This is a genomic window from Photobacterium sp. OFAV2-7 (assembly GCF_022347985.1).
GTDB lineage: Bacteria > Pseudomonadota > Gammaproteobacteria > Enterobacterales > Vibrionaceae > Photobacterium.
In genome coordinates, this window is record NZ_JAKRFQ010000604.1 from 1 (window position 1) to 3,274 (window position 3,274).

General features: G+C 50.6%; 3 protein-coding genes. 1 reads left to right on the forward strand and 2 read right to left on the reverse strand.

Features of this window, described 5'->3' with window-relative positions; translation table 11 throughout:
• Nucleotides 1–109 precede the first annotated feature (109 nt).
• Entirely contained in the window at nt 110–1,009 is a 900-nt protein-coding gene (locus MHN01_RS21565) for a proline/glycine betaine ABC transporter permease (RefSeq protein ID WP_075766564.1), read from the reverse strand.
• Between the two features lie 57 nt (nt 1,010–1,066).
• Nucleotides 1,067–2,065, reverse strand: coding sequence for an ABC transporter substrate-binding protein (locus tag MHN01_RS21570; RefSeq protein WP_239413359.1), 999 nt, complete (start codon nt 2,063–2,065; stop codon nt 1,067–1,069).
• 382 nt (nt 2,066–2,447) lie between these two features.
• On the opposite strand from MHN01_RS21570, the gene MHN01_RS21575 reads away from it, so the two are divergent.
• Complete coding sequence (locus MHN01_RS21575; RefSeq protein WP_239413360.1) at nt 2,448–3,242, forward strand: tRNA isopentenyl-2-thiomethyl-A-37 hydroxylase MiaE; 795 nt, start codon at nt 2,448–2,450, stop codon at nt 3,240–3,242.
• The last annotated feature ends 32 nt before the right edge of the window (nt 3,243–3,274 follow it).

Here is a 3,274-nt window from a genome sequence, read left to right on the forward strand (position 1 = left end):
GTCGTCCTTGGACTTTCCCTCTTTCACCTGCTGCAATACTTTTCCAGCATTGGGACCAAAGACCTTGTAAAGATTCTTTACCCTTATTAACGGGGTCTTGCGCTCTTTACTAGCCATGATCGTGACCTCCTAAGTGCTGCTGAGTACGTTTGGCATAGCTTTGCGTGACCCGGTCAAAAATGATCGCCAGCGCCACAATCGCCAAACCATTAAGCAGGCCTAGAGTAAAATACTGATTGGTAATAGACTTCAGAACAGGTTGTCCCAAGCCTTTAACACCAATCATAGAAGCAATCACCACCATCGCCAATGCCATCATGATGGTCTGGTTGATACCAGCCATAATATTGGGCAGTGCCAGTGGCAACTGAACGCCCAGCAACCTCTGGGTCGGACTGGCACCAAACGCCGTGGCCGCTTCCAGCACCTCTTTATCCACCAGCCTTATGCCAAGATTCGTCAATCGGATCACTGGCGGAATGGCATAGATCACCACCGCAATGACACCGGGTATCTTGCCTATCCCGAGCAGCATCACCACCGGGATCAAGTAAACAAATGCCGGCATCGTCTGCATGACATCGAGCATCGGCGTCACGACCGACTGCACCCGGTTGGAACGTGCCATTGCAATGCCTATCGGCACCCCGAGCCCTATTGCCACCAGGGTCGAGACCAGAATAATACTCATGGTCCGCATGGTGTTCTCCCACATCCCGAAAACACCAATCAGCACAAAGGCGACGATAACTCCAACTGTTAGCTTCCAGGAGCGGCTGGCAACATAGGCAAGCGCAGCAAGCACACCGATAACCAACCACCAAGGCGTGGCCAGCAATAATTTTTCAAAACCAATAAGAAAAGACAACAGCGGGTCAAAAAACGCCTCGATACTGTCACCATATTCGCGGGAAAATGCTCGATAGGCACCATCCAGCGTTTTGCGGATCTCCAACAGCTGATGGCGGTCAAGCTGCGGAAATTCGGTAAACCAAGATTGATCAGACATAACCACTTAGATCCGATAGATTACAACAAGCCCGGCCTATAGCCGGGCACACACCCACTAAAGCTCCGACAGGGCCTGTTTCACTTTCTTCGCGACCTCTGGGCTCACCCACTGAGTCCACGTTGACTCATACTCAGTCAAGAAGTGCTCCATCGTGATTTCACCGTCGGCCTGATAGTCTTCCATCCAAGCCAGCAAGGTGTTCATCTGCTGATTGCCAAATGAACGCGACGACAGGTAGGCCAGTGCCTCAGGCGCTCGCTCGGCAAAGCTCTCGGTCACGACTGTATCAACCGGTGACGGCGGATACATGGTCGGCTTAGGGTCTAAGCATTCTTCCTTGGTAATACAGGCCCGGTAATGGTCTTCATCAATGCCGCTGCCAAAATCAACCTTCACCATCTTGTATTTACCCAATACGGCCGTCGGTGCCCAGTAGTAGCCAAACCACGGTTCCTTGCGCTCGTAAGCTTTGGCAATGGCACCTGACAATCCGGCACCCGAGCCCGGATCAATTAATTCGAAGCCGGCCTTGTCCAGCTCCATGGCATGAAACAGGTTACCGGCCGTGATCTGGCAATTCCATCCTGCCGGGCATCCCATAAAGGCTGACTTTTCAGGGTCTTCCGGGTGTTCAAACAACTGTCGATTTGCCTTGATACCGGCAATAGTCGCCAGGCTCGGATCTTTCTCAACCAAGTAGGCAGGCACCCAGAACCCTTCTTCCCCACCGTCTGACAGCGTTGCCCCGGCGTAACGCAAGCGACCTTCCTTGACCCCACGGTCCAGTGCCGCCTTCATTGAGTTACTCCATAACTCAGGCGCAATATCCGGTTCCCCTTTCTCAATCATCGAGGTACCTGTCGGCATTGTGTCGCCCGGTACCAACTCGGCATCACAATCAAAACCATGCTGAAGAATAAACTTATCCACGTTGGCAATCAGCGTGGCTGAATTCCAGTTCATATCTGCAATAGTGACTGTTCCACACTCTCCTGCCGAGGCATTAAATGAGGCCGTAGCAAGTAAAACTGATGTTGCGAGAAGCTTTCGCATAACAATGTCCTTATTTCGAATTTCGGTCCTTCAGTTATCTGAAAGCATGGTGTTACAACATTTAAGCAACACACATGTTGTTAGTATACTAAGTAATTATGTGGTTACATGTAAAGCAACAACACTAAACAGCAGCAAGTTACGCTAGTTAACCCCAAATAAAAATAGTTAGTGCTGTAATCATTTAAATGCAATCAAATGCCCCAAATCACTGTAGCTCATTTAACATCTAGTCTAAAAAACTGCCTTTAGCTAGCCTCATAGTGCTCTATTCCAACACTATAGTGCTCTATGCCAAGGCTTTGATTTGTTATACTCCCCGTCATAAAAGGGCTGATTTCAGCTCTAACGACGATAAATCAGAGACTCAACAAGAATTCCCATGAACGACACTCAGCACATGATTGACGAGCTATTATCGCCAATCAAACAATTTCTCCAGTGCGACACGCCCGAGAGCTGGATTGAAGAAGCTAGAAAACCAGAGAACCTGACGGCCCTCCTTGTCGACCATTGCAACTGTGAACTGAAAGCCAGCCAGACTGCCATGTGGCTAATACGTAAATACGCAGTCGATGAAGAGAGCGGAAAGGAACTTCTGGCGTGGGCCAAGCCTTACGAGGACTTTGTCTATGGCAAAGCACGCTGTACGGATGCTTTCCACGGCAAGAAAAATGGCCTGTCAGCGCCGCTGGTTCCCAAACCTGGCTTCGTTCACGGCCAGGAACTTATCGACAAAATGGTTCGGTTAATCAAAGAGGAGTTTCATCACTTCGAGCAGGTGCTGGAGATCATGGAACAGCGGGATATTCCCTACAGCAGCTTACGCGCCGGTCGCTATGCCAAGGGACTGATGAAGATCATACGCACCCACGAGCCAGCAACCCTGATTGACAAGCTGATCATCGGAGCCTATATCGAGGCCCGTTCCTGCGAGCGCTTTGCCAAGCTGGCCCCTTACCTGGACAAAGAGCTGAAGAAGTTCTATATCTCGCTGCTCCGCTCTGAAGCGCGCCACTATCAGGACTACCTGACACTGGCCGAGCAGATTGCGGGCGAAGACATCTCTGTCCGAGTGAAAGCGATTGGTGCCAGAGAAGCCGAGCTGATTAGCACTCCGGATAGCAGCTTCCGCTTCCACAGCGGTGTTCCGGCTTTTGCTGAAGCAGGAGCCTGATGCCTGTTCCCCTTAACAAGAAAGGCAAGATC